The sequence below is a fragment of the Pseudoalteromonas sp. APC 3250 genome, assembly GCF_030407915.1.
In the GTDB taxonomy this organism is placed as follows: domain Bacteria; phylum Pseudomonadota; class Gammaproteobacteria; order Enterobacterales; family Alteromonadaceae; genus Pseudoalteromonas; species Pseudoalteromonas tetraodonis.
Genome location: NZ_JASDCM010000018.1, coordinates 57,541 through 81,431 on the forward strand (window position 1 = coordinate 57,541; position 23,891 = coordinate 81,431).

Below are 23,891 nucleotides of genomic sequence, written 5' to 3' on the forward strand. Positions count from 1 at the left end.
TGTGCAATTTTTTATATGCGTACACCTACCATATCGCAAAAAAGTGGCTTTGAATGCTTTTTAGTCATTCACTATATGTATAGCCGCAATAAAAACTATAAATTTACTAAATCTAAAAAATAAGCCTAATGTTTAATTAAGCGCTACAGAGCTAACGTGATGTAGTCACTCTCTCAACAATAAATATTAATACCCGTTCGAAGGACTTTATTATGACAACATATCAAGGCGAAACAGATACACTAGCAACATTATGCCAATCACAAGGCAGTGCATGGAAAACAATTAATCCTGAATACGCAACACGTATGCGTTTACAAAATCGTTTTCGCTCTGGTGTTGATATTGCACAATTTACAGCAGACATCATGCGTGAAGACATGGCTGCATACGATAAAGACACAAGCCAGTACACACAGTCTTTAGGTTGTTGGCATGGTTTTACTGCGCAACAAATGATGATGGCAATTAAGCGCCATCAAAAAACAACTAAGCGCAGTTACGTATACCTAAGTGGTTGGATGGTTGCAGCGCTTCGTTCTGAGTTTGGTCCTCTTCCAGATCAAAGTATGCATGAGAAAACATCAGTGCCGGCACTTATCGAAGAAATCTATACCTTCTTAAAGCAAGCGGATGCACGTGAACTTGACCACTTATTTAACGAACTAGACGACGCAAAAGCAAACGGCGGCGACGTTCAAGCAGTACTTAACAAAATTGATAACTTTGAAACGCATGTTGTACCAATTATTGCTGACATTGATGCCGGTTTTGGTAACGAAGAAGCAACTTACCTGCTAGCTAAAAAGATGATTGAAGCGGGTGCATGTGCTATCCAAATCGAAAACCAAGTATCAGATGCTAAGCAATGTGGTCACCAAGCAGGTAAAGTGACGGTTCCACATGAAGACTTTTTAGCAAAAATTAACGCAGTGCGTTACGCGTTCCTAGAGCTAGGTATTGATAACGGTATTATCGTTGCGCGTACCGATTCACTAGGTGCAAGCCTTACGCAAAAAGTACCGGTTTCAAAAAAACCAGATGACTTAGCAAGCCAATACAATGCATTTTTAGAAACAACCCCAGTAAACAGTGTTGATGACTTAAATGAAGGCGAAACAGCAATGAAGCTTAATGGTCAGCTTTGTAAGCCAACACGCCTAGACAATGGTTTATACCAGTTCCGCGAAGGCACTGAAAAAGACCGTGTAGTACTAGATTGTGTAACGAGCCTACAGTCAGGTGCTGATTTACTGTGGATTGAAACAGAAAAACCACATGTAAAACAAATTGCTGAACTCGTTAATCGCGTAAAAGAGCAAGTACCAGATGCTAAATTAGTATACAACAACTCACCATCGTTCAACTGGACGCTGAAATTCCGTGAGCAAGTATACCAAGAATGGCAGGAAGAAGGTCGTGACCTGAGCGCTTACCCAAGTCTTGATGATAACAAAGCGCTTATGGCTCCAGAAATGGATGCAACAGAGCTTGCAGCAGCCGCTGACTTATTAGTACAAAACTTCCAACGCGATGGTGCACGTGAAGCGGGTATTTTCCACCACCTAATCACGCTACCAACGTACCACACAGCAGCATTAAGCACAGATATTCTATCTGAAGGTTACTTTGGTGACTTAGGTATGCTGGCTTATGTACGTGATGTACAGCGTCAAGAAATCCGTCGTGAGCAAGCGTCTGTTAAACACCAAGACCTTGCAGGCTCAAACATTGGTGATACACACAAAGAGTACTTCTCAGGTGAGAATGCACTTAAAGCCGGTGGTGAAGCTAACACCATGAACCAATTTTAATTCAACTAGATAGTGTTACTTAAGGGCCGCAAGGCCCTTTTTTTATGCTTGCATAAAGGCAAAATTTAATAGATCAGTATTTTACTAGCCATTTGGTTAGTGAGATTTTTCAATGCAATGCAGGTTAAAAGTGTAAATAAAATTTCAAGGATGTTTATGCTCGGCTGTAGGGCTTGATAGTCTGGTTACGCTTTGACACGTATAAGCACGATAAATTAACTGTTTTTTGCCGCATATAGATCAGAGTTTAACTAACTGACTTAAAGCAGATCACGATTTAACTAGCTGCTCTTAATACAGATCAGATTTTAACTAACCATGCTAATAACGGCCATTTTTTATTATTAAAGGGGGGTATTTGTCTTTCTAACCCACAATTTGGCCACTTAAACGATTAATTTAAAGGTTTTAGGCAGGTATCGAGAGAGTAATAAACCGATTTTTTACTAACTGCTGCAGCTTATAAAACATTTTTTTACTAACTGAGGGCTTATAAACAGTGACTCAAACCGATTTTTTACTAACTCACAGCACTATTTCTTCTATAAACCGATTTTTTACCAACTCAGTCTGAAGCTAAGTCCGATATTTAGTTTGAGTATGTAAGGGGTTACTCACATTATTGCTGTAAAGGGGGTTTACACTTGTGAGCTTCGAGCAACGAGCTTATATAGCTCGTCACTCATAACTCTGCGTTTTATTTCGAATGCTTATCAAACCACCATTGAATATAAGCCACTTTGGTCATTAAGTTAGATGGACGGGCAGTAATACCATGTGAAGCGTTTGGAATACGCACCATCGCGGTATCAACCCCCTGCAATTTTAAGGCTTGATAAAACTGCTCTGTTTCTGAAATAGGCGTACGGTAGTCTGCCTCACCCGTGAGTAACATGGTCGGGGTTTTAACATTACCTACATAACTGATGGGTGAGCGTTTCATGTAATGCTCAATATGATCCCATGGTTTACCTGGGAACCAATAGTCAGCAAAGAATGGATAAAAATCGGCAGTGAGTACAAAGCTGATCCAATTTATCACCGGTTTGGCAACCACGGCTGCAGCAAAACGATCTGTATGACCTACAATCCACGCTGTTAATACACCGCCGCCAGAGCCACCGGTTACAAATAACTTAGATTCATCAATAAACCCTTTTGCAATAAGCGCATCAACACCCGTCATTAAATCATCGTAGTCATTGCTGGGGTAATTATGATGAATGGTTTGCGCAAACTCTTTACCGTATGAATCACTACCACGTGGGTTCATGTATAAAACCACGTTCCCTTTAGCGGCAAAAAGTTGTACTTCGGCACTAAAGTGCGGGCCATAATTAGCGACAGGGCCGCCATGAATTTCAAGCACTAGTGGGTATTTTTTTGATTTATCAAAACCCGGTGGGTAAGCAACCCAGCCTTGTATTGGCAGCTCATCGTGGCTTGATTTAAGCCATAATTCTTCAACCTCAGCGAGTTGCTTGGTTGCGAGTGCATCAGAATTTAAATCGGTTAAGCGCTGCGCTTTACCGCGCTTTATTGTGGCTACATCAGCAGGGCGCTGGGTATCGGCCAATGTAAATGCAACATGACCATTTTCACTAATATCGAAATCGCCACCGGAATAAGGGCGACCAAACGCCACACTGCCTATTTGTTCGGTAATCACTTTGCGTTTGCCACTTCGAGGTTGATAAGCCAGCGCAGTTTGCCCTTCATCGGCATAGCTAAAATAAAGCCCTTTTGAGTTCGCGCTCCACTTAATTTGGCCAACACTTCTATCAAAATCGGTGGTTAGGCTTTGAGTATTCCCTGTTTTTAAATCGCGAATATAGAGTTGGGTGTTTTCGTAATTAGTACGCTTGTCGTCATACCCTGTATAGGCAAGGTATTTGCCATCAGGTGACACTTTAGGTTGTTGATCAGGCCCATTACGCTCAGTTAGAGGGAGAATGGCTAGCGAGTATAAATCGAGTTGATAGAGCTCAGTGTTAGTGGGCTTCAATTCATTATTTTCATTGCGATTAGCAGAAAAATACAATGTTTTACCGTCTTTACTAAAGCTGACTTCCCCACCATTATTAAAATTATCGTTGGTGAGTTGTTGAGCATTACCGCCATTGGCATCAAGTGTAAATAATTGACTAAACCCTTTTTCAGTATAACCCCCTCCATCGGCACGATAATAAACATCGTCAATATATTTAGCAGGCTCTGCCCACGTGGCACCTTTTGGTTTTCCAGGTAAGCTGACAGGCGCAGACGCCGCCATTGGAACAAACATACTAAACACCAGCTGGTTTGAATCAGGAGTCCAAGTTAGTGAGCTTGGATTGCTAGTTAAATTACTAACCTTAGCGATAGCCCCTGTTTTTAACCATTTAATATATATTTGGTTGCTACCATCTCGGTTTGATATGAAAGCAAGTCGCTGTCCGTCAGGAGAGACTACTGGCGAGTAATCCATATATACACCAGAAGTTAATGGCTGTAGTTGCCCTGTGCTGTAATCAACAGACCAAATATTGCCTACTTTACGGTCGGTTTTAATATCCATGCGGTTGCGGACAAAATACACGGTTTTACCGTCTTCTGTTATGTCTATTTGGTTGGCATATTCAAGATTGAAGATATCTTGAAGTTGTAATGTATCGGTATTGGCAACAGCTAATTGACTGCTGCCCAGTATAAGACTCATAGCTAAAAGCGTTTTCATTATTTATCCCTGTTTTAAATCACTGTTCTATTTATAGGGTAGGAGAGGGATAATTAACAGTCAGATGCGACGAAGCCAGTATTTAAAACTACCAATGAATGAAGGTGATAAAAGAAAGTAAAAGCTGTAAAGGGGGTTTACAGCTTAGAGGAAGTTATACGCTCGCGCTGCAAAGTGCCTTAATGTCTTCAATAAGCGCAACACCTTGGGCGTTATCACCGTGCACACAAATACTATCGGCGTTAAGTTTTAACGATTTTCCTGACTGGGTAGTCACACTTTTACTAGTTAAAAGCTGTTTAACCTGAGCCAATAATGCTGCTTTATCATGCACACTGCCTGCTATATTTCTTGCTACGAGGTGCCCTTGATCAGTATATAGCCTGTCTGCGAACGCTTCTAAAACAAGCGTTAGTCCAAGATGACGTGCCATTGTATGGTGGTGTTTAGTATCGGCCGTGGCCAGTATCATTAATTTTAGGTCAGCAGGGTAGCTGGCAACCGCGCCCATCACAGCACTAAGTAGTGGCTGGTGTTTCATCATGTCGTTGTAAAGTGCCCCGTGGGGTTTAACATAGCTAAGGGTTAATCCTTGTGCCTTTGCCATACCATCAAGGGCAGCTATTTGGTAGTGTAAACACTGAGTGAGCTCGGCCACACTTAGGTTCATTGAGCGTCTGCCAAATCCTTGTTTATCGGGGTAGCTTGGGTGAGCGCCAATCATAACATTATGCTGTTTAGCGAGCTTAAGAGTATTGGCCATAACGCTAGGATCGCCCGCATGAAAACCACAGGCAATATTTGCCATATCAATATGCGGCATTACTTGATCATCAAGCCCCATTTTCCACGCGCCAAAGCTTTCACCTAAATCACAATTGAGTTTCATATTAGTGGCTCTTTGATTGTTTAATAGTTACCGGTAAGCTGCCTTTAGCAGGGGCTTGACCGAGTAATACTTTAGCAAGTGCTGTAAACGCAGGCCCAGATACTTGCTCGTTTTTGTCTACGTCAATATTATAAGCATATGAAGCTAATACTGCATCGGCAGAGTCGCCAAACTGCGCAATATCATAAGGGGCTCGCAAACTAATAAACACGGTGGGTATTTGGTGCTTGTTAGCCATTTTAAGTAATGATTCAAGTGCTTTAGGTTGCTCTGCGTTATTGAGGGCAAAGTCTGGGTTATCGGCTAAATCATCCATCCCGCCAATTTCCACCGCGCTTTGATTAGGCGTGGCATTCCCAGCAATAATAATATCAGCTTGGTTTATATTACGCTGAGCATCAACAGGGTCAAAACCTTGTAAACTGCTACAGCTAAAAACTAATGCGTGTGAGCTGAGCGCCGTTATGGCTTGTTGTATGGCCATACATTTACGCGTATCGGGCATAATAATATGAATGTGTTGGCCAGCATTAAGCTTAAGTGGCAAGGTGTTGTTGTTATTTTTTATTTGGGTGATCGCCGCTAATGCCAGTGACGCTTCTAATTCGCGATGTGCTTTATTACCAATAATGTGTTTGGCATTGGCTAATGCTTTAATGGGATCAGGAAAAGCGTTTAATTTAAATTTACTTTTAAGTGAGATAATACGCTGTGCTGAATGCGCAATTTCCTGTGCGTTTAGTTGCTCTGATTTAACCGCACTGACTAATGACTCAATGAGAGCATCGAGCTTTTTAATGTCATCTGGCGTTCTAATCTCTATTGGCATCAGCGCAATATCAACCCCAGCGGCAAAGGTGTTTATAATTGCTTGAGTTGGACTAAAAAAGTGACTAATACCTGCCATATCAAGTGCATCGGTTACCACCACACCTTGATAGTTAAGTTCTTTACGTAGAATATCGGTCATGATTTTACGCGACATTGTCGCGGGCTTGATCATTTGCTTACTGTCTACATTGGTTAATGTACTGCTATCAAGCTCAGGGTATTGAATATGCGCGGTCATTATCATGCCCGGACTATGCTGCTCAATAATGTGTTTAAAGGGCGCTAAATCTTGTGCGTAAATCACCTCTTTTGAATGCATCACTTTAGGCAAGCCGGTATGACTATCTACATTGGTGTCGCCATGCCCAGGAAAATGCTTTAGTGCGCTAATAATGCCATTTTTTTCAAATTCAATAACTTGTGCTGCACCCATTGCCGCAACTTCATCGGGGTTTTCACTAAAAGAGCGGACATTAATGACAGGATTGTCTGGGTTCATATTAACATCAACGGTTGGCGCGTAATTTACATTAATCCCCAATGCTGAAAGCTCCGTGGCAAGAACATTCGCGGTTTGAGTTGCGAAATAAGTGCCATGCTCAGGGTAGGTGGCGCCAATTGACATATTACCAGTAAATGAAGTGGCCACATCGCGTGGCAGTCGTGCTACTCGTCCACCTTCTTGGTCAATTGAAATAAAAAGCGGTAAGCCTGATTTAGAGTGAGACGCAGCTTGTTGCAGTTGCTGATTAAGGCTAATTATTTGTTCAATACTTTGGGTGTTTTCAGAAAATAAAATAACCCCGCCAACATCATAACGGCTAATCGCTTTGGCTAGTGTATCTGGTAATTCAGTTAACGCTGTTCTGCAGCGCTCACTGCTGCCTTGGTGACAAAAATAGCGTAAATCGAGCATGAGCTTTTGCCCAAGTTGCTGTTCAAGTGACAGCGCAGAATCGGCAAAAGAAGATTTTATTGGCATGAAACATCCGATTAAAAAAAGAGAAGACGACAACAGGTACTTATTTAGCAACACACACCTCAAGGCTAAATAAAAATAAAGTGCATGCAGCTTAACTATTATTGAGCTTAACTGCAAAACCCGACATATATAATAAATGTCATTTTATTATTCCAAAAATAACAAAAATTAGGCTACTTAGTTTAATTTCTGTATTATATTTAGGATATATGTAGTACATAGCAGTCGTTTTTATTTGCTTAGGATGATAATAAGTTGCGTTTTCGATCACCATTTACTTTTAAACTTAGGCAATTAATTCTGTTGTTAGCTATCACTGCTACAGCCGCTATTTTGTTCAGTGGTTTATACATTAGTTACCAAGTACAAAAAGAACGGGTAATAGAAGATACTCTTAAAAGTAACCATGTATTTGCTAGTAAGCTTGCCTCGGCGACCGATCACTTTTTAGCAGCTGCGATGCAGCAACTTGAGTTTTCAGCCAAAATTATTGCTAAAGATATTACCAATACTGAGTTACTCCAAGCTGAAACCAACCGCCTTTTAAACCAAACACATAGCTTTAATTCGGTAGCAATTAACATGCAAGGTGTCGTTAAAGCGGCCTCACCTGTTTCATTAAATATTATTAATAAAACCGTTAATTCACCTCATTCTAAACAAGCCTTTAAACTACAGCGTCCATTGGTTAGTCGTCCTTATGTATCGCTTGCGAATAACTTAATTGTTGTACTTTCTTATCCTTTATTTGACGAGATGGGTAACTACTATGGCTATATTGGCGGTAGCTTTTATTTAGAACAACAGAGCATTTTAAACGCCTTATTAAAACAGCATAGTTACGATGGCGGGGCATACTTTTATGTGGTGGCTGATAATAAAACCTTACTTTATCATCCTGAGACTGAGCGGATTGGCGAACAAGTCATTAATAACCCTGTAATAGAGCGTGTTTTGCAAAGCGAAGATGGATACACCCGGGTTTTAAATAGCCAAGGCGTGTCTATGCTTGCTGGATATTCGCCCGTTAAACTTGCTAATTGGGGCGTAGTTGCCCAGCGAAGTGAGGTGGCAACACTTGCCACGTTAGATACTTTTCAAGGGCTGGTGCTTAAGCGAATGCTACCAATTGTATTAATTACTTTTGTATTGATTGGTGTGTTAGCGCATTTTATTGCTAAGCCCCTTAGGTTACTAGCTGACAGTGCAAATTTATCGACTGATCAACAAAACGTGGCGAATCTTAAAAGTATTAAATCTTGGTATTTTGAAAGTCAGCAACTTAAAGCAGCCATGTTAGAAGGAGTTAATATACTGCAGTCGAAAATGGGGCAATTACGCCAAGATGCACTCACCGATCCGCTAACTGGTGCGCATAATCGGCGAGGTTTGTATTTATTGTTAGATAAATTAATTCAAGAACAGATCCCCTTTGCGGTTCTAGAAATAGATATCGACTTTTTTAAACGGGTTAATGACACCTTTGGCCATGATGTGGGCGATGAGGTACTAAAAACTTTAACGTGTGTGATCAAGCAGGTATCTCGCAAAGATGATATTGTCGCGCGAACTGGTGGGGAGGAATTCTTACTTATATTACCGAACGAAAATAGCGATAGTGCGTTTGTTATTGCTGAGCGGTTACGTAATGAAGTGGCGAATACACCGATGGCCAAAATTGGTTGTATAAATGTCTCCATCGGCATTGCTACATGGCCGCAGCACAGTGATGATATTGATCAAGTATACAAATGTGCTGACAAAGCGCTCTATCATGCAAAAGAAACGGGCCGAAATAAAACCGTTATTGCCAGTCTAAATTAAATTTTTAAAAAATTAATTTACCTTAAGTTTTATTTAAGTTTCGCCTATTAAATTCTACCTATAGATTTAATACAGGCGATGCTTTTATGCAATTAGCTCAACAACAACAGTCAGCATCAACACTTTTTCAGTCGTTCACACAGTTTGTGAGCGCCAGAGAATGTGATGAACACCGTCAGCGCCTTGAAGATACAGTAAAACAAGGCTTTTTAGCTGCGTACAATGCCAGCCTAACTTCATTTATGCCATTACTCTGTCAGTATAAAACTCAGCAAGGGCATTGCACTTTAGGGCTTAGAAACGCCACTTCTCCTTTATTTATTGAACAATATTTAGCAGCGCCCATTGAGCAGTTTTTACCAATGGACACACAGCGCAGTAAAGTGTTTGAGTTAGGTAATCTCTATTCAACACACAGAAAAGCCACGTTATCGCATTTTATTATTGTTAATGAAGCTTTAAGAGCTATTGGTGCTACTAATTTGGTTTTTTGTGCCACCAAACATGTACGCGCTTTATTGCGTTTATTAGGGGTAACGTGTAATGAAATTGCATTGGCTAACAGCAGTGTTGTTGAGCAACCAAAAAGATGGGGAAGTTACTACGCGAACCAGCCTACAGTATGCATTGTTAATTTAGAGCAAGCACATCTACAAGTACTTAATACGCCAATGCTACTTGATATTAAACAACAAAATACACATGGCATTACGGCATTAATCAATGCGCTGGAGGCGGTATGAGTATGTTAAATAGCTTAAGTGATTTAGCTACTCAGCCGGCGGTAGTTGCGCATTTTGCGAATCAAACACAACAGTTCACAGGTGCTGAGCTGCTTCACGAAATTAATAAAGTAGCGGAAATTTTTGCAAATTCAGATGCTGATGCAATTGCATTTCAACTTGATAACACACCTGCATGGTTGGTACTTGATGCTGCGACCAGCGTTGCTAATAAAGTGGCTATACCGATCGCCCATTTTTTTAGTCAACAACAAACGCAATATGTGTTGGCACAGTGTGGTGCACAGCTGTTTATAAGTGATATGCCAAGGCTTTCTTTGGGTGCGCATACATTGTCTATTACTTTGTTTGATCATTACACCTTATATATTTATCAGCTCAACGTTAAAGAATCGATTCGTTACTTTGAGGGCACGCAAAAAATCACTTTTACGTCAGGCTCTACAGGCGAGCCAAAAGGGGTGTGTTTATCAACTCATAGCCAAATGCAAGTTGCACAATCGTTATGTGAGCAAATAGGTATAAGTAAACCAACTCACTTATGTTTACTGCCATTACCTGTATTACTGGAAAATATTGCAGGTATTTATGCACCATTATTAAGTGGCGGTTGTGTACATTTAATGCCGTTAAACGAATTGGGTTTTGTTGGCTCAGGGTTAAAAAATCCTGAAAAACTAATTAGGGCAATTGACAGTGTAAAACCTAACACCCTTATTTTAGTACCTGAGTTATTAACGTGTTTAGTAGCGTTTGCAAAACAAGGTTGGCAGCCGCCAAAGTCATTACAGTTTATTGCAGTTGGCGGAGCGCTCGTGAGTGATGCTTTAATTGCCACCGCCAGAGAGCTTAATTTACCTGTTTATCAGGGGTATGGATTATCAGAGGCGGCATCTGTCGTAAGTTTAAATACGCCCAAAAATGATGATTTAAAGAGTGCCGGCACTGTATTACCGCACATACAAACCAAAATCGAAAAAGGCCAGTTGTACATAAAGGGTGAGCTATTTTTAGGGTATTTAAATCAAGCGCCGCATAACCCAAATAACTGGTATGCAACAGGCGATTTAGTGACCCAGCATGGCAATAAGCTCTATATAAAAGGGCGACTTAAAAACCTGATTATTACCAGCATGGGTCGTAATGTCAGTGCTGAATGGCCTGAGTCATTAATATTGAGCCAAAGCGCGATTATACAAGCCGTTGTTTTTGGTGAGGGCAAACCTTTTTTAACCGCGATTATTTATGCAATCCCTGAGTTGAGTGAGCAACAACTCAGTGAGCATATGAAATTTATAAATCAACAGTTACCCGATTATGCACAAGTTAAAAAGTGGCATCGGTTAGCTCAGCCTTTAAGTGTTCAGCAAGGGTTACTAACGACCAATAATCGTCCTAAGCGCCAGGCTATTAGCCAGCAATTTAACCTTATTTTTGAACAATTTTACCGACTTGGAGAAGTGATCCATGACTGATTTTTTTAATACATTAAAAGCACAAACTCAAAACGAGCGCGAGTACTTATTAGCTGCGCCAATTATACAGCGCGTTTTTAAAGGCCAAGCATCACTTGAAGAGTATGCGTCATTTTTAGCGCAAGCCTATCATCATGTAAAACACACTGTGCCATTAATGATGTCGTTAGGTGCCCGTTTAACCGACGAACAAGAATGGTTACGTGAAGCCGTAGCCGAATACATTGAAGAGGAAATTGGCCACCAAGAATGGGTGCTTAACGATATTGCCGCGTGTGGTTTTGATAAAGAAAGCGTGCGCCATAGTAAGCCACAATTTGCTACCGAAATGATGGTCTCGTATGCGTATGACAGTATCGCTCGTAAAAATCCATTAAGCTTTTTTGGCATGGTTCATGTACTCGAAGGGACTTCAATTGCCCTGGCTGATGGCGCAGCTTCAAATATTGCTGATGCAGTTGGTTTACCTAAAAAAGCATTTAGCTATTTAACCTCTCATGGTGCGCTTGATATAGAGCACGTAAAGTTTTTTGAAAACTTGATGAACAAAATTACTAATGAGGCCGATCAGCAAGCTATTTTACATGGCGCAAAATGTTTTTATCGTTTGTACGGTGATATTTTCCGCGCTTTAGATGACGAGCCGTTCTTTAAAGCATCAGCGCAAGAGCAACACGCATGAATACCGGCTTATGTGTGTTAACAGGAGCCACAGGGGGAATTGGCCAAGCGATTGCCAAAACACTGCACGCACAAGGTTGGCAATTACTATTAGTAGGGCGTAATGGCGATGCGCTAAATGCGCTAAGTAGCCAGTGCCCAGGTAGTATGACTTTTGTAGGAGATTTAACCGTTGCAGAAAACATGCTGGCATTGGCAATTAAAGCCAAAAAATTGGGCGGTGCTAAATTACTCATAAACAATGCAGGCATTAATGTTATGCAAAGCTTAAGTCGTTGTAGTAGTGAACAAATTGATAATCTACTGAGCACTAATTTAGCCGTCCCGATGAAACTATGCCAACTGTTTTTAGAGCAGCTGCAAGCGAATAGAGGCACCATAGTTAATGTTGGGTCGTCTTTTGGTAGCATAGGTTACCCATATCAAACACTTTATTGTGCCAGTAAATTTGGTTTGCGTGGTTTTAGCGAAGCGTTATCACGAGAGCTTTCAGACACTGGCGTTAGAGTTACTTATTTGGCACCTAGAGCAACTGATACCGACATTAATGATGCTCAAACGCGGGCAATGAACAAAGCGCTTGGTAATCAAATGGACTCTCCGCAGTTGGTGGCTGATGAGTTAGTTGCGTTATTAAACTCAAATAAAACCAGACGATTTATTGGTTTTCCTGAGAAACTTTTTGCACGTATCAATGGCGTTTTTCCACGTATTGTAGATAACGCAATTGCTAAACAACTCCCTAAAATAAAAAGCTTTTTAGGTTAGTTGTTCACTAGGGTCTGTTGACCTTTGCGGATTGAAATTTGTTCAAACTAGGGGCGATTTAATCGCGGCGCGAGGTTTGTAACCTAGTGGGCTAAGTAAAAACCGAGCAACAAAGAGTAAATCGCCCCTAGGCAGAACCCTTCGGGCAGCGCCTGTTTGGCATTGATGCTGCGTTATCGCCAATTTATGGGGAATAACCACACCACATAGGCGCTGCCTTGCCTAAATACCAAACAGGCTGCTGCAAATTCAACCTTGAAAGGTCAGCAGACCCTAAATAATAGAGGATTTATTATGAAAAAATTTACTTTAACAGCTTATTTAAGCATTGTTAGTGTGTTTTCATCGCCGGTATTTGCAGATGAACAAAGCGACTTACTCGCTATTCAACAGCAGTGGGCGGTCGCTAATTATGAGCTTAAAGATGACGCACAAATCAAAGCCTTTACTCAACTGAGTGAGCAAAGTGCTCAATTTATCGAAAACTATCCTAATTCAGCAAATAGCTATACATGGAACGGCATTGTGCTGGCAAGTTTTGCGGGTGCAAAAGGCGGCTTAGGGGCGTTGGGTTATGCCAAAGATGCAAAGGCATCATTAGAGCAAGCCCTTAAAATAGACGACAGTGCTTTAGGTGGCTCAGCGTATGCCAGCCTGGCAACCTTATACAGTAAAGTACCAGGGTGGCCAATTGGCTTTGGTGATGATGACACCGCCGATAAGTTTTTTAAGCAAGCACTCGCTTTTAATCAAAAAGGCATTGATACTAATTACTTGTATGGTGAGTTTTTATACGACGAACGTGAATATAAGCAAGCCAAAGCCCATTTGTTAGTTGCACAAGCGGCCGGTATTCGTGATACTCGCGCTAAAGCGGACAAATATCGTCAGCAAGCAATTAGCCAATTATTAGCTAAAGTTGATAAAAAACTAAAGAGATAACAAAACAAACAATGCATTTATTATTAGTTGAAGATGATCATCTTGTGGCGCAAGGGCTTTGCCGTTCATTGCGCCAAGAAGGCTACAGTGTAGAACACAGCGCAACGGTTAAGCATGCGTTGCAATGTTTAGGCAGTGGCGAAATAGAGTTGGTTATACTTGACCTAGGCTTACCTGATGGTGATGGTTCGCAAATTTTAAAGCACATAAAAGCACAAAAAAAAGTCATTCCGGTGGTGATACTAACCGCTCGCAGTAGCATAGATGATAAAGTGCAAGGGCTTGATATGGGGGCTGATGATTATTTAGCTAAGCCATTTGAACCAGCCGAATTATTTGCTCGTTTGCGCGTAGCGAGCCGACGTGTAAATCAAGCTCAGTCGAGCTTATTACAATGTGGTGATGTTACTATGGATACGTCAGCGCACAGTGTCACACTTAACGATGAGCTACTTTCTCTGCCGCGAAAAGAGTACATGCTGCTAAAAGCGTTACTGGAAAACCAAGGTCGCGTGCAATCTAAGCAGCAATTAGAAAATAAACTCTATCAATGGGGTGAAGAGGTTGGCTCTAACACCATTGAGGTGCATATTCATCACCTACGAAAAAAATTCCCCAGCGATTTTATTAAAACTCTCCGTGGTATTGGCTATGTTGTGGGAAAGAGATAGCTCACGTGATTAAAACACCCCTAGATTGCACAAACTTGAATTTACAAAGGTAACCATGCTCTATGTCAATTCGTAAGCGTTTAACACTTATCTTACTGTCAATGATGGTGTTAACCTGCTTTTTAGCTTTAGTAAAAGGCTATCAAAAAAGTATGAGCCATGGTGAGCAATTACTCGATAGTGAGCTAAAAGTGGTGGCTGGAGTCTTGATGCAACAGCCTCTATCTATAAACGCTATGGCGCCAAAAATGCAAGAAAGCGCCCAGTTACTGTATCAAATTTGGCAAAGTGGTGAGCTACTTAGCGGTTCTGACGAATTAAATCTTGATTTGAGCCAATATCAAGCAGGTTTTCAAACGCTTAATATTGCAGGGCAGCGAATGCGGGTATTCGTTTTTGCTACTTCTTTACGCACCGTTATTGTTGCCGAGCCGATTGCTAAGCGGTTTGAGCTTGCCGAGGCGGTGATTTTATCAGCCATGTTACCCATGTTATGGGCGGTTCCTTTGCTTGCGCTATTTATTAGCTTTTTTGTTAAATATGCACTGGCACCGTTAACCCGTTTATCAAAACAGTTAGCCCTGCGCCAAGCAAATGATTTCACAGCGATCAATTGGCAGGTGACGGATGAAGAAATAAAACCAGTGATCAGCCGCTTAAACGACTTATTTAAACGCGTAGAAACGGCCTATTTACGAGAACGTTTTTTTGCCTCAGATGCCGCCCATGAATTACGTACACCTCTGAGCAGTTTAAAAATTAATGTGCATAATTTGGCCGCCCAACAAGGCGATAACCAAGAATTACAAGCCATGACTCAAGGTATTAATCGACTCACCAATATAGTGGAGCAAATGCTAATACTAGGGCGTACTCAGCCAGAGCAGTGGCAAAAGCAGTTTAAAGAACAGTCATTATTAGCGATCACGCAAGAAGTAGTTAGCCAACTATATGAAAAAATAGAGGCTAAAAATCACACTATTAGCCTTGAGGGAGATGACTTTACTATTAACGGTGATGAGTTTACCTTAGTGACGTTGATTTCAAACCTACTGAGTAATGCTATAAAGTACGCGCCTGCAAACGGACAAATAAAAATTACCCTAAAGCAGATGCACAGGCAGCGTATTTGGCAAATAGAAGACAGCGGTCCAGGTATGACGGACGATCAAAAACAACGGATATTTAACCGTTTTTATCGCGTTGGCGGTGACCAACATCCTTCGGGTGAACAAGGTGCGGGCTTAGGCATGGCAATAGTCCAGCACATTATTGCTATTTATAGCGCTGAAATTAATTTAACAGACAGCGATTTGGGCGGCTTAAAAGTACAGGTAGTTTTTGCAGGAGCTAAATGTGATTAAACGACTTATTCACCCCTATTTATATTGTTGCGTATTTTTATCATTTAACGCCGCCAGTAAAGACTATCTTATTGTACTTAAAGATCATTTGTTTTATCCCGCAGAAATCGTGGTGCCGGCCAATGAAAAGGTACGCTTGTTAATCGAAAATCAAGATAGTACGCCTGAAGAATTCGACAGTTTCGATCTCAACCGAGAGAAAGTACTTTACCCTAATCGCAAAAGCGTTATTTATATTGGGCCGTTAACTCCTGGGCGTTATGAATTTTTTGGCGAGTTTTCACCCAATACGGCGCGTGGTGCTGTAATAGCGACCGAAAAGGAGGGTTCTGATGCTAATAACTAGCCTTGTGATGAGCCTCAATCAGTTATTGCCGGTGGCCATTTTACTTATTTTACTCCAAGTGATTGCCAAGCAAAGTTTAGTGAAGGTACTGGGGATGCTTGTTTTAGGTGTGGGGCTATCATTTTTATTTGTAAAAAGTGCTCCGCTAATTAGTCCCTTGTTCGACTACCAGGGTTTAGAATATACCCAAATTGCTTTATGTATTTTAGTGTTTATCAGTGCGCTGTACTACGCCATTAAACAAGCAACGCCTGCATTTATGATTGCGATTATCAGTGTAATGACTCTTTATTTAAGTCATTACATTATTTACCTGATTGGCTTTTGGCAAAACAACGAAGCAGCACAAAGCTTATTTATTGGCACTTTTTTAGGCTTAGGGATATGCAGTAGCTTTAGTGTGTTGTTGTATTTTTTATTGAGTGCAATCAAACAGCGCTTTGGGCTTATCCCTTTATTGGTATTGTTAGCATTAAACAGTGCGGCAAAACTGGTTGTGGCACTTGATTTGGCGAGCCAAATTGATTTGATAGCAACAACGGCAACCGTATGGGATTTACGTGCTATTTTAACTGAAAACTCAGAGTTTGGACGGGTTTTGCGCGCACTTATCGGTTATGAGGCTACGCCTAATTTAACCAGTGTTTTAAGTTATGTGCTGAGCAGCGTGTTATTTTTATCAGTTTGTTATTTTATTCCTAAATCAATAACTAAGGAACAATCATGAAAGCAATAAACCTATTTGCAGCCACTGTATTAATTGGTTTTTGTTTATTAATACCTAAGCTGGCTTATGCTGATGGCATAGTGGTTGATAAAGTTTATCATCCTTATGTGTTGCCGTTTGAGCGCGAGCTAGAGTGGCGGCTTGTGTCACATCAAACCGACAGTGGTAATATTTTAGCGCAGCGCGTTGGCTTAGGCGGCGCAATTAACGACACCATGGCATTGGAAGGCTATTTAGTGGGCGAGCGCGATGATAATGGTGACTTTGGCTTGCAAGCGTATGAGTTAGAACTCCGTTGGCAGTTAATAGAGCAGGGCAGGCTATGGGCTGATTGGGGCGCGTTATTTGAATTTGAAAAACAGCATGACGCCGACGCATACGAAGCAACCACCGGTTTTGTGATTGAAAAAGAGTTTGGTCGTGCAAGTCTCACTATGAATGCATTTTTAGTGTACGAGTGGGGCCAAGATATACAAAATGAGTGGGAAAGCGAATTTAGAGCGCAATATCGCTACCGCTATTTGTCTGCTTTTCAGCCCGCGGTTGAGGTTTATCTTGGCGAAGACTTTGTCGGTATTGGCCCCGGATTTATAGGGTTACATCGCTTTGATGGACAAAAACAATTAAAGTGGGAAGCCGGTTTTATTACTGAAATCAGCCAGTCAGAGAAAAATCATAGCTTTAGAATGGCACTAGAATTTGAATTTTAAGCTCTTTAAACAAGTACTTAATTTATAAAGCGGGCTGCTTAAGCTATTTTATAAATTAAATCGCATTAAGGGTTGACTTGAGTCTGTAACTCTATATAGTAGTCCGCAGCTAGAAAGAAAGCATGATAATTTATAAATCTCCATTTCGTTGTTGTATAAGTAATACTTGTAGTACCGTCCTGAAGTTTTTAAGTACCATCTCATTTTTTGCTACACCGCCCATTAGGGCACAATTTAATTTTTATATCAGGAATAATACTATGTCTAACATCGTATCAGGTACAGTTAAGTGGTTCAACGAGTCTAAAGGTTTTGGTTTCATCGAGCAAGAAAATGGTCCAGACGTTTTCGCACATTTCTCAGCAATCAAAAGCGAAGGTTTCAAAACTTTAGCTGAAGGCCAACGTGTAGAGTTCACTCTTTCACAAGGTCAAAAAGGTCCTCAAGCTGATAACATCACAGCTCTATAATTTTACTTTTAAGTAAAATGAAAAAAAAGCGCTTAAGGCGCTTTTTTTGTGTCTAAAATTTAAGAATATTTCCCCACCATCTGTAAATTTATACCAATTCGCTTAATTAAGCGGTCTATTTTGAGGCAGGAAAAACGGGTTGATAGCTAGGCAAAAAATTCGCTATTTAGTTGTTCGAAATTAGAATTTTTTAACACAGATAGCGACACGTTTAGCCCCGCAAAATGATTGAGTATTATTGCGGATTGGTATTATTAACGATAGTCATTCTCAAATCACCTGCTATTTTTAACATTATAAAAGTGCTATAAATTAATAGTTTCTGTACGCTTTCTAGGTTAAGGTTATTACTTAAATTATAGGGGGTGTTTATTTTTAAATTTACATTATTAGCGTTAGGGTTGCTATTTAGCCATAATATCCAGGCTAATGCGCCTAAATTGGTTATTTATACCGAAAGCTTTGCCCCTTACAATTTTCAAAATGAAGCTGGGCAGCTAGCGGGTATTAATCATGACATAGTGAAAGATGCTTGTGCTCGTGCCGCACTAGAGTGCGAATTTATTATGTTACCTTGGAAGCGTGCTTATCAGTTAGTGCAAAATAATCCACACTCAGCCATCATTTCTCTAGCAAAAACGCAAGAACGTATTCCTCTTTTTGAATGGGTGGGACCTTTGGTATCGAGCCAAACCTACTTTTTTAAATTAAAAACTAGCGATCATATTGTGATGAATGATATTTCACAAGCTAAAAACTACTCGTTGGGCATAGTGCGAGGCGACATTTATGAAATGCTGGTGCGTCGACTTGGGTTTGTTACCGATAAAAACTTACTACTGTTTAGTGAAGCAGACTCATTTATGCGACTGTTTTTTAAAAAACGCATCGATTTAATTATTGGCTCTGACTTTACTATTGATCATCAAACTGAGCCATTTGGGTACTCTAGGGATGACTTGGTGAAGCTCAAGCAAATTCATGTGGATGAGCTTAAAGGCAACTATATTGGCTTTAACAAAGCCGCTTCACCTGTGGTAGTAAAACGCTTTAATCAAGCACTTGAGCAGCTTAAGGCAGAGTTTGGCTATGAACCTTACATTAAACGTTATGTAAAAAATTAAGCCTATAGACAATAATAAACACGCCTAAGCACAGAAAAGCTCAAAAAGTTTCCACTTAATAATGCCTATATTACCTCTTCACAGCCATTCATTCTTGTTAACTTCGCTACCTTTTATACTCTCAAGTGCCTTGTAAAGGGCTGACAATTAAATGCTTCTGCAGTTACACAGTTGTTCATATTTTTTAGTGAGTGCAATGATGGCTTTTGATGGCGTAAGGAGTGCGTGAATGAAAGCTTTGCTAGGGAATTTTTAGGTATGAATTGCTGAGGATTTAGAAAGTAGAGGCTATAAAAACGATAAAAGGGCCTTGCGGCCCTTGGTGAAGTATCGTTCAAGTCAGATAGTGCTTTAACCCCTTAAAGCGCTATCCTATTGTTTTGCAACAGTTGGATCGTCTCATTAAGTTTCTAAGCTAGCGAGAGGAAAAACCCAGCAATTGCTGCGCTCATAAGGTTAGCCATAGATCCTGCTAACACTGCTCTGAGCCCTAAGCGTGCGATATCCTTTCGCCGACTAGGCGCCATACCGCCTAATCCACCTAGTAAAATGGCTATCGATGATAAGTTAGCAAAGCCACACAAAGCAAAGGTAACAATTGCTTGTGTATGCGCACTTAACGTATCGCGATAATTTATAAAGTCTAAGTAAGCAACAAACTCATTCACTACTAACTTTTGACCAATAAAGCTGCCGGCTAAAATTGCCTCATTCCACGGTACACCTAATAACCATGCAACAGGGGCAAATAAGTAACCTAAAATTTCTTGTAGCGTTAATGTAGGGTAATCAAACAACCCACCAATACCGCCTAATAAACCGTTTAATAACGCAATCAGTGCAACAAATGCTAAAAGCATGGCACCTACGTTTAATGCTAAGTGCATACCGTTTGCTGCGCCTGATGCTGCTGCGTCAATAACATTAACCGGTTTATCGTCGCCTAAATCTATATCGGCTAAATCATCTTTAGGTGTTTCTGTCTCTGGCACTATCATTTTTGCCATTAAGAAACCACCTGGTGCTGCCATAAAACTGGCTGCAATTAAATATTTAAGGTCTACACCAATAATTACGTAACCGGCCATTACAGAGCCTGCTACGGTGGCCAAACCACCTACCATTACGGCAAATAACTCAGATTTGGTCATTGTCGCAATAAACGGTTTAACAATGAGTGGCGCTTCAGTTTGGCCAACAAAAATATTTGCGGTGGCTGAAAGCGACTCGGTGCGAGAGGTTTTCAATAATTTTTGTAAACCACCGCCTAAAATTTTAATTATCCAATCCATAATGCCTAAGTGGTATAACACAGCAACAAGTGCTGAGAAAAACACAATCACTGGCAATACTTGAATGGCAAAAATAAACCCAAGTGTATCTTGCGATGCTAATGGGCCAAATAAAAAGCCAATTCCATCGTTGGCATACCCAATAACCGATGAAACGGCGCGAGACATACTCGCTAATACATTTTTGCCTGCTTCAAAAAACAGTACAAAACCGCCGATAATGACTTGCATTAAAAATGCGATACCCACGGTTCTTAGTTTTATTGCTTTGCGATCAGTTGAGGCCGCAAAAGCGATGCCTAGTAGCACTAGCATGCCTACTAAGCTCATAAATGTTGTCATACAAACGTTTCCCGTTGTTATTCTTGTAAAATGTACTTTATTTTACTTTTTATAATATCAATCGCAACGCGATTCATACCGCCTCGAGTCACAACTAAGTCAGCGTTATGCTTTGAAGGCTCAATAAATTGATAAAACATCGGTCTAACAGTTGCTTGATATTGCTCAACAACAGATTGTAATGTTCTGCCTCTTTGTTCCATGTCGCGTTGCATTCGGCGCATTAAACAAATATCCAATGGCGTATCTATAAACACCTTGATATCAAATTCTTTATTAAGCGCTTTATCACTCAGTAATAAAATACCTTCTACAATGAGTATTTTAGCCGAAGCCACACGGCGCGTTTTATCGCTACGTGTATGCTGAGCATAATCATAAGTTGGTACTTCAACAGAGTGGCCATTTCGAAGTTGCGTTAAATGCTCAAGCAATAGCTCGTGTTCAAATGCATCAGGATGGTCGTAATTCGTTTGCGTACGATGTGCCATCGGCAAATGCGATTGATCCTTGTAATAAGCATCTTCTTCAATAATGGCGATAGCGCCTGGTTCAAGCTCATTTACCAATTCATTGTAAATAGTTTGGCTAAATAGAGATTTGCCGGACGCCGATGCGCCTGCAATAGCTATAATAGTTCGTGTCACTAAAGTTCTCACCCACACAGAAGGATATATTGTTGGTAGATCACAATAGCAAAAAAGACACGATTAATCTCTTTTGCTTCGCTTAAGAGTGCAAATTTATAATGTTTAGGTTTTATGAAACAGGACTTATGTCCTGTACGGAAAATTCGAAGAGCAGATAAAGTAACCACCTAGAACAGATGTGAGGTCACAATGGCAAGAGCAATTATCTTAATGGCGGATAGTTTAGGAATTGGCGCAGCACCCGATGCAGATAAATTTGGTGATGTTGGTGCTAATACATTCGCACATTTACTCAAGGCATATTATGACGAGACTGGCAGTAAGCTTTCGCTTCCTAACCTTTCAAAATTAGGGTTAGTGGATGCATGTGAAGCCGCTGGTAAAGAACCCTGTTTAGTTGCTGAGCGGCATGAACCACAAGGTGCATGGGGTTACGCAAAAGAGCTTTCAAGCGGTAAAGACACGCCATCGGGTCATTGGGAAATGGCAGGCGTGCCAGTGTTATTTGATTGGGGTTACTTCCCTAAAACACAGCCGAGTTTCCCACAAGAATTTGTAGACGAGTTTATTGCTCGCACAGGTATTCCGGGCATTTTAGGCAATTGCCATGCCTCAGGAACCACGATTTTAGAGCAGCTAGGTGAAGAGCACGTAAAAACAGGTAAACCAATCTGTTACACCTCAGCTGACAGTGTGTTTCAAATAGCCGCGCATGAAGAATCATTCGGCCTAGAGAAGCTTTATCAAGTTTGCGAAATCGCACGGGCGCTGCTTGATGAAATGAATATAGGACGAGTGATTGCGCGGCCATTTTTGGGTTCTAATAATCAAGATTTTGCCAGAACAGGTAATCGTCGTGATTATTCAGTATTACCGCCATCGCCAACATTGCTTGATGTACTTGCAAAAGACGGTGGCGAAGTTATCAGTATTGGTAAAATTTCAGATATTTATGCGCATCAAGGCATTACCCAAAAGCATAAAGCGCCAGGGTTAATTAACTTGCTAGAAAAAACCAGCGAAGTGGTGGCGACGGCGCCGGATCACAGTTTGATTTTTACCAATTTAGTTGATTTTGATGAAAAGTTTGGTCACCGCCGTAATCCTGTTGGCTATGCGAAAGCGCTCAAAGAGTTTGATGATTACTTACCCACTATTTTAGCGCAATTAAAGCCGGATGATTTATTAATGATCACCGCCGATCATGGCTGTGACCCGACCTTTCCAGGGTCTGAGCACACCCGTGAATATGTGCCGGTTATTGCCTATCAGACAGGGATGAAAAATATCCCGCTGGGCGAACGCAATAGCTTTGCCGATATTGGCCAAACGCTTGCACAATGGTTTAATCTTAAAGCGTTAGAATATGGTGATGGCTTTATTGATAAGCTGAACACAGTTAAGTAACTTAAAAATACGCTCGTTATTTTTAAAGTAATAGGGCTTTTAGCCAAACAAAAGGAAAACAATCGATGAGTACTCCGCATATCAGTGCAAACGTAGGTGATTTTGCCGAAACAGTATTAATGCCAGGCGATCCGCTACGCGCACAATATATTGCTGAAAACTTTTTAGATGATGCAGTGCAAGTAACCGGCGTACGTAACATGTACGGCTTTACTGGAACTTACAAAGGTAAGCCAGTGAGCATTATGGGTTCTGGCATGGGCATTCCTTCAATGTCAATTTATGCTCGTGAGCTTATTGTCAGTTTTGGCGTTAAAAATATTATTCGTATAGGTACCTGTGGTGGTATTGGTAGCGATATTAAAATTCGCGACGTAATTTTTGCACAAGGTGCAAGCACAGATTCAAACGTAAATCGTGCCCGCGTTCGTGGTACTGACTTTGCTGCCATTGCTAACTTTGAATTACTTTTAAACGGCGTAAATGCAGCTAAAGATTTAGGTATTGATGCGAAAGTAGGTAACGTATTTACTACCGATACTTTTTATCAAGCAGACGACACGTTTTATAAAGATCTAGACAAGCTAGGTGTACTCGCTGTTGATATGGAAACAGCTGGCTTATACGGCGTAGCAGCAGAATACGGCGCAAAAGCAATGGCATTATTTACCGTCAGTGATCATGTAATCACCGGCGAAGCAACACCTGCAGATGAGCGTCAAACCACGTTCAACGAAATGGTTAAAATTGCCCTAGAGTCAATTTAATTAACCTCTTAGGTTAACAACAGTTCCTTGGTAACGTATTCACTAAGTTTTGGAGACACGCCCAAAGTGAAGTGAGACTAAACCCCCAAAGCCGCATTTTATGCGGCTTTTTTTATGCCTGAAATTTAGGTGTGAGATTCGGGCCTCGGGCCTCGGGGTGCGGGCCACGGGTTTCGAGCTACGGGCTTTAGGTTCCTAGGTTAAAGGTCAAAGGTTAAAGGTCAAAGGTTGATACGACTCTATAAAAGTGGACACTTATTTAAGGAATAAGTGTTATGAAAATCAAAACTAGGCGTAGTCATTCAATTGAATTTAAAACAAAAGCAGTTGAACAATCGTTAGACTCTCCAGATACT

21 protein-coding genes are annotated in these 23,891 nt (G+C 40.8%); 16 read left to right on the forward strand and 5 right to left on the reverse strand.

Features of this window, described 5'->3' with window-relative positions; all coding sequences use genetic code 11:
• The first annotated feature begins 212 nt into the window (after positions 1 to 212).
• A complete protein-coding gene (locus QL986_RS15915) occupies positions 213 to 1,814 on the forward strand; it encodes an isocitrate lyase (RefSeq protein WP_138686733.1) in 1,602 nt (533 codons plus the stop codon).
• 697 nt (positions 1,815 to 2,511) lie between these two features.
• Here QL986_RS15915 and QL986_RS15920 read toward each other — a convergent pair.
• The 3 genes from QL986_RS15920 to QL986_RS15930 form a co-directional block, all read right to left on the reverse strand.
• A complete protein-coding gene (locus QL986_RS15920) occupies positions 2,512 to 4,530 on the reverse strand; it encodes a S9 family peptidase (RefSeq protein ID WP_290191694.1) in 2,019 nt (672 codons plus the stop codon).
• A 154-nt stretch (positions 4,531 to 4,684) separates the two neighbouring features.
• Complete coding sequence (locus QL986_RS15925; RefSeq protein ID WP_290191695.1) at positions 4,685 to 5,419, reverse strand: 5-oxoprolinase subunit PxpA; 735 nt, start codon at positions 5,417 to 5,419, stop codon at positions 4,685 to 4,687.
• A gap of 1 nt (position 5,420) precedes the next feature.
• Positions 5,421 to 7,232, reverse strand: coding sequence for a glycoside hydrolase family 3 N-terminal domain-containing protein (locus QL986_RS15930; protein ID WP_290191696.1), 1,812 nt, complete (start codon positions 7,230 to 7,232; stop codon positions 5,421 to 5,423).
• Positions 7,233 to 7,535: 303 nt separating this feature from the next.
• On the opposite strand from QL986_RS15930, the gene QL986_RS15935 reads away from it, so the two are divergent.
• The 13 genes from QL986_RS15935 to QL986_RS15995 all read left to right on the forward strand — a co-directional run bounded on the left by QL986_RS15935 (position 7,536) and on the right by QL986_RS15995 (position 19,077).
• A complete protein-coding gene (locus tag QL986_RS15935) occupies positions 7,536 to 9,056 on the forward strand; it encodes a sensor domain-containing diguanylate cyclase (RefSeq protein WP_290191697.1) in 1,521 nt (506 codons plus the stop codon).
• Positions 9,057 to 9,142: 86 nt separating this feature from the next.
• Positions 9,143 to 9,799, forward strand: coding sequence for a thermostable hemolysin (locus QL986_RS15940; RefSeq protein WP_290191698.1), 657 nt, complete (start codon positions 9,143 to 9,145; stop codon positions 9,797 to 9,799).
• The gene (locus QL986_RS15945) at positions 9,796 to 11,274 is read left to right on the forward strand and encodes an AMP-binding protein (protein ID WP_290191699.1); all 1,479 of its coding nucleotides are present in this window, start codon (positions 9,796 to 9,798) and stop codon (positions 11,272 to 11,274) included. Before QL986_RS15940 ends, QL986_RS15945 begins: the two co-directional genes overlap by 4 nt.
• Positions 11,267 to 11,956: an iron-containing redox enzyme family protein gene (locus QL986_RS15950; protein WP_016900001.1), complete on the forward strand. Its 690-nt coding sequence runs from the start codon at positions 11,267 to 11,269 to the stop codon at positions 11,954 to 11,956. Before QL986_RS15945 ends, QL986_RS15950 begins: the two co-directional genes overlap by 8 nt.
• Positions 11,953 to 12,723 carry an SDR family oxidoreductase gene (locus tag QL986_RS15955; RefSeq protein WP_290191700.1) on the forward strand — a complete coding sequence of 257 codons (771 nt, stop codon included), beginning with the start codon at positions 11,953 to 11,955 and terminating at the stop codon, positions 12,721 to 12,723. The genes QL986_RS15950 and QL986_RS15955 overlap by 4 nt, the downstream gene beginning before the upstream one ends.
• A 294-nt stretch (positions 12,724 to 13,017) precedes the next feature.
• Positions 13,018 to 13,665, forward strand: coding sequence for a hypothetical protein (locus QL986_RS15960; RefSeq protein ID WP_290191701.1), 648 nt, complete (start codon positions 13,018 to 13,020; stop codon positions 13,663 to 13,665).
• A gap of 11 nt (positions 13,666 to 13,676) precedes the next feature.
• On the forward strand, positions 13,677 to 14,336 hold the full coding sequence (locus QL986_RS15965) for a response regulator transcription factor (RefSeq protein ID WP_013462838.1): 660 nt from the start codon (positions 13,677 to 13,679) through the stop codon (positions 14,334 to 14,336).
• Between the two features lie 62 nt (positions 14,337 to 14,398).
• Positions 14,399 to 15,700, forward strand: a complete 1,302-nt coding sequence (locus QL986_RS15970; RefSeq protein WP_029609982.1) for an ATP-binding protein — start codon at positions 14,399 to 14,401, stop codon at positions 15,698 to 15,700.
• Positions 15,693 to 16,046 carry a cupredoxin domain-containing protein gene (locus QL986_RS15975; protein ID WP_290191702.1) on the forward strand — a complete coding sequence of 118 codons (354 nt, stop codon included), beginning with the start codon at positions 15,693 to 15,695 and terminating at the stop codon, positions 16,044 to 16,046. The genes QL986_RS15970 and QL986_RS15975 overlap by 8 nt, the downstream gene beginning before the upstream one ends.
• Positions 16,033 to 16,773 (forward strand): hypothetical protein, encoded by a 741-nt coding sequence (locus QL986_RS15980; RefSeq protein WP_013462842.1) that lies wholly within the window; start codon positions 16,033 to 16,035, stop codon positions 16,771 to 16,773. The genes QL986_RS15975 and QL986_RS15980 overlap by 14 nt, the downstream gene beginning before the upstream one ends.
• Complete coding sequence (locus QL986_RS15985) at positions 16,770 to 17,483, forward strand: hypothetical protein (protein WP_028834668.1); 714 nt, start codon at positions 16,770 to 16,772, stop codon at positions 17,481 to 17,483. The genes QL986_RS15980 and QL986_RS15985 overlap by 4 nt, the downstream gene beginning before the upstream one ends.
• 260 nt (positions 17,484 to 17,743) lie before the next feature.
• Complete coding sequence (locus QL986_RS15990) at positions 17,744 to 17,953, forward strand: cold-shock protein (RefSeq protein ID WP_008467029.1); 210 nt, start codon at positions 17,744 to 17,746, stop codon at positions 17,951 to 17,953.
• Between the two features lie 365 nt (positions 17,954 to 18,318).
• The gene (locus QL986_RS15995) at positions 18,319 to 19,077 is read left to right on the forward strand and encodes a transporter substrate-binding domain-containing protein (RefSeq protein WP_128583657.1); all 759 of its coding nucleotides are present in this window, start codon (positions 18,319 to 18,321) and stop codon (positions 19,075 to 19,077) included.
• A gap of 410 nt (positions 19,078 to 19,487) precedes the next feature.
• On the opposite strand, the gene QL986_RS16000 is transcribed toward QL986_RS15995, so the two are convergent.
• Both QL986_RS16000 and udk read right to left on the reverse strand, forming a co-directional pair.
• Positions 19,488 to 20,711, reverse strand: a complete 1,224-nt coding sequence (locus tag QL986_RS16000; protein ID WP_013462846.1) for a NupC/NupG family nucleoside CNT transporter — start codon at positions 20,709 to 20,711, stop codon at positions 19,488 to 19,490.
• Positions 20,712 to 20,728: 17 nt separating this feature from the next.
• The gene (udk, locus tag QL986_RS16005) at positions 20,729 to 21,358 is read right to left on the reverse strand and encodes a uridine kinase (RefSeq protein ID WP_013462847.1); all 630 of its coding nucleotides are present in this window, start codon (positions 21,356 to 21,358) and stop codon (positions 20,729 to 20,731) included.
• 192 nt (positions 21,359 to 21,550) lie between these two features.
• Here udk and QL986_RS16010 point away from each other — a divergent pair, with 192 nt between their 5' ends.
• Positions 21,551 to 22,768 carry a phosphopentomutase gene (locus tag QL986_RS16010; RefSeq protein ID WP_128583658.1) on the forward strand — a complete coding sequence of 406 codons (1,218 nt, stop codon included), beginning with the start codon at positions 21,551 to 21,553 and terminating at the stop codon, positions 22,766 to 22,768.
• A 65-nt stretch (positions 22,769 to 22,833) separates the two neighbouring features.
• The gene (deoD, locus tag QL986_RS16015) at positions 22,834 to 23,535 is read left to right on the forward strand and encodes a purine-nucleoside phosphorylase (protein ID WP_036955453.1); all 702 of its coding nucleotides are present in this window, start codon (positions 22,834 to 22,836) and stop codon (positions 23,533 to 23,535) included.
• Positions 23,536 to 23,891 lie beyond the last annotated feature (356 nt).

Bases quoted from the DNA above. Each gene is read 5' to 3' on its own strand.
- QL986_RS15915 (WP_138686733.1), top strand. From the start codon at position 213: ATGACAACATATCAAGGCGAAACAGATACACTAGCAACATTATGCCAA.
- QL986_RS15920 (WP_290191694.1), bottom strand. From the start codon at position 4,530: ATGAAAACGCTTTTAGCTATGAGTCTTATACTGGGCAGCAGTCAATTA.
- QL986_RS15925 (WP_290191695.1), bottom strand. From the start codon at position 5,419: ATGAAACTCAATTGTGATTTAGGTGAAAGCTTTGGCGCGTGGAAAATG.
- QL986_RS15930 (WP_290191696.1), bottom strand. From the start codon at position 7,232: ATGCCAATAAAATCTTCTTTTGCCGATTCTGCGCTGTCACTTGAACAG.
- QL986_RS15940 (WP_290191698.1), top strand. From the start codon at position 9,143: ATGCAATTAGCTCAACAACAACAGTCAGCATCAACACTTTTTCAGTCG.
- QL986_RS15945 (WP_290191699.1), top strand. From the start codon at position 9,796: ATGAGTATGTTAAATAGCTTAAGTGATTTAGCTACTCAGCCGGCGGTA.
- QL986_RS15950 (WP_016900001.1), top strand. From the start codon at position 11,267: ATGACTGATTTTTTTAATACATTAAAAGCACAAACTCAAAACGAGCGC.
- QL986_RS15955 (WP_290191700.1), top strand. From the start codon at position 11,953: ATGAATACCGGCTTATGTGTGTTAACAGGAGCCACAGGGGGAATTGGC.
- QL986_RS15960 (WP_290191701.1), top strand. From the start codon at position 13,018: ATGAAAAAATTTACTTTAACAGCTTATTTAAGCATTGTTAGTGTGTTT.
- QL986_RS15965 (WP_013462838.1), top strand. From the start codon at position 13,677: ATGCATTTATTATTAGTTGAAGATGATCATCTTGTGGCGCAAGGGCTT.
- QL986_RS15970 (WP_029609982.1), top strand. From the start codon at position 14,399: ATGTCAATTCGTAAGCGTTTAACACTTATCTTACTGTCAATGATGGTG.
- QL986_RS15980 (WP_013462842.1), top strand. From the start codon at position 16,033: ATGCTAATAACTAGCCTTGTGATGAGCCTCAATCAGTTATTGCCGGTG.
- QL986_RS15985 (WP_028834668.1), top strand. From the start codon at position 16,770: ATGAAAGCAATAAACCTATTTGCAGCCACTGTATTAATTGGTTTTTGT.
- QL986_RS15990 (WP_008467029.1), top strand. From the start codon at position 17,744: ATGTCTAACATCGTATCAGGTACAGTTAAGTGGTTCAACGAGTCTAAA.
- QL986_RS16000 (WP_013462846.1), bottom strand. From the start codon at position 20,711: ATGACAACATTTATGAGCTTAGTAGGCATGCTAGTGCTACTAGGCATC.
- QL986_RS16010 (WP_128583658.1), top strand. From the start codon at position 21,551: ATGGCAAGAGCAATTATCTTAATGGCGGATAGTTTAGGAATTGGCGCA.
- deoD (WP_036955453.1), top strand. From the start codon at position 22,834: ATGAGTACTCCGCATATCAGTGCAAACGTAGGTGATTTTGCCGAAACA.